Annotated in this window: 1 protein-coding gene; it reads left to right on the top strand. The window is 72.3% G+C overall.

Annotated features, from left to right (window positions below):
- Positions 1-1,734, top strand: a 1,734-nt coding sequence (locus AC2VNT_RS13830) for a DNA glycosylase AlkZ-like family protein (RefSeq protein ID WP_486947405.1), incomplete at both ends; no start/stop codon positions are given.

A 1,734-nucleotide genomic window follows, 5' to 3' on the forward strand; every position in this document is an offset into this window, starting at 1 on the left:
AGACCGTCCGAGAGTGCCTGCAGGACGTGTACGACGTGCCGACGCTGGCCGGGTTGATGTCCGACATCGCCGCCCGCAAAGTCCGCGTCGTGCTGACCGAGACCGCGACGCCGTCGCCGTTCGCCGCCTCGTTGCTGTTCGGCTACGTCGGAGCCTTCATCTACGAGGGCGACAGCCCGCTGGCCGAGCGGCGCGCGGCGGCGCTGTCGCTGGACCCGACGCTGCTGGCCGAACTGCTGGGCCGGGTCGAGCTGCGCGAGTTGCTCGATCCCGAGGTGGTGGCGGCTACTGGCCGCCAGCTACAGCACCTGTCGCCGGAGCGGGCTGCCCGCGACGCCGAAGCGGTGGCCGACCTGCTGCGGCTACTCGGCCCGTTGACCTCCGACGAGGTGGCGGCCCGCGCCGGCGGGGCCGATGCCGGCGGCTGGCTGGAAGCGTTGTACGCCGCCAAGCGGGCGCTGCCGGTGTCGTTCGCCGGCGCCGGCTGGTGGGTGGCGATCGAGGACATCGGCCGATTGCGCGACGGGGTCGGGGTGGCGGTTCCGGTCGGCGTGCCGGCCAGCTTCACCGAGGCGGTCGCCGACCCGCTCGCAGAACTGCTGAGCCGCTATGCGCGCACCCATGCGCCGTTCACCACCACCGATGTCGCCGCCCGGTTTGGGTTGGGGCTGCGCGTGGCGGCCGATGTGCTGGGCCGCCTGGCCGCCGACGGGAAGCTGGTCCGCGGTGAGTTCTCCACCGCTGGAACACCAGGATCGGGGATGGGCGATGAGTGGTGCGACGCCGAGGTACTGCGGATTCTGCGGCGCCGATCGCTGGCGGCGCTGCGAGCGCAGGTGGAGCCGGTCAGCACCCGGGCCTACGCGCGGTTCCTACCTGCCTGGCACGGCGTCGGCCCCGGCGCGCCACCCAATTGCGGCCTGGACGGGCTGGTCGCGGTCATCGACCAACTCGCCGGGGTGCCGCTGCCGGCATCGGCGATCGAACCGCTGGTGCTGGCGCCGCGGGTTCGCGACTATTCCCCCGCCTTGCTCGACGAGCTGCTGGCGTCCGGAGAAGTGTTGTGGTCGGGTGCCGGATCAATCTCCGGCAGCGACGGCTGGGTCGCTTTTCACGCCGCCGACACCGCGCCGCTGACGCTGACCGCCGAATCGGGGATCGAGTTCACCGCGATCCATCGCGCGATCCTGGACGTGTTGGCCGGCGGCGGGGCGTTCTTCTTCCGGCAGCTGGGGCAACAGGGCATCGGTGATGCCGAGCTCAAAGCCGCTCTGTGGGAGCTGATTTGGGCCGGCGTGGTCAGTGGCGACACGTTCGCGCCGGTGCGCGCGCTGCTGTCCGGGACACCGGGGCGCAAACGTTCGGCGCCCGCGCACCGCCCGGGCCGCGGGATGCGCACGCCGCGGTTGAGCCGCTATAACGTGGCGAACCCGCAGGCGCGGGCCACCGATCCGGCCGTGGCCGGCCGCTGGTCGGCGCTGCCGGCACCCGAGCCGGATTCCACCGCCCGCAGCCACCACCTGGCGGAGCTGCTGTTGAACCGCCACGGGGTGCTGACCAAGGGCGCGGTCGCCGCCGAACGATTGCCCGGCGGCTTTGCCATGCTCTACAAGGTGCTGACCGCATTCGAGGACGCCGGCCGATGCCAGCGCGGCTACTTCGTGGAATCGCTCGGCGGCGCCCAGTTCGCGGTGGCATCCACCGTCGACCGGCTGCGCAGTTACCTCGACGGCG

Source organism: Mycobacterium sp. TH-M15 (assembly GCF_057473705.1).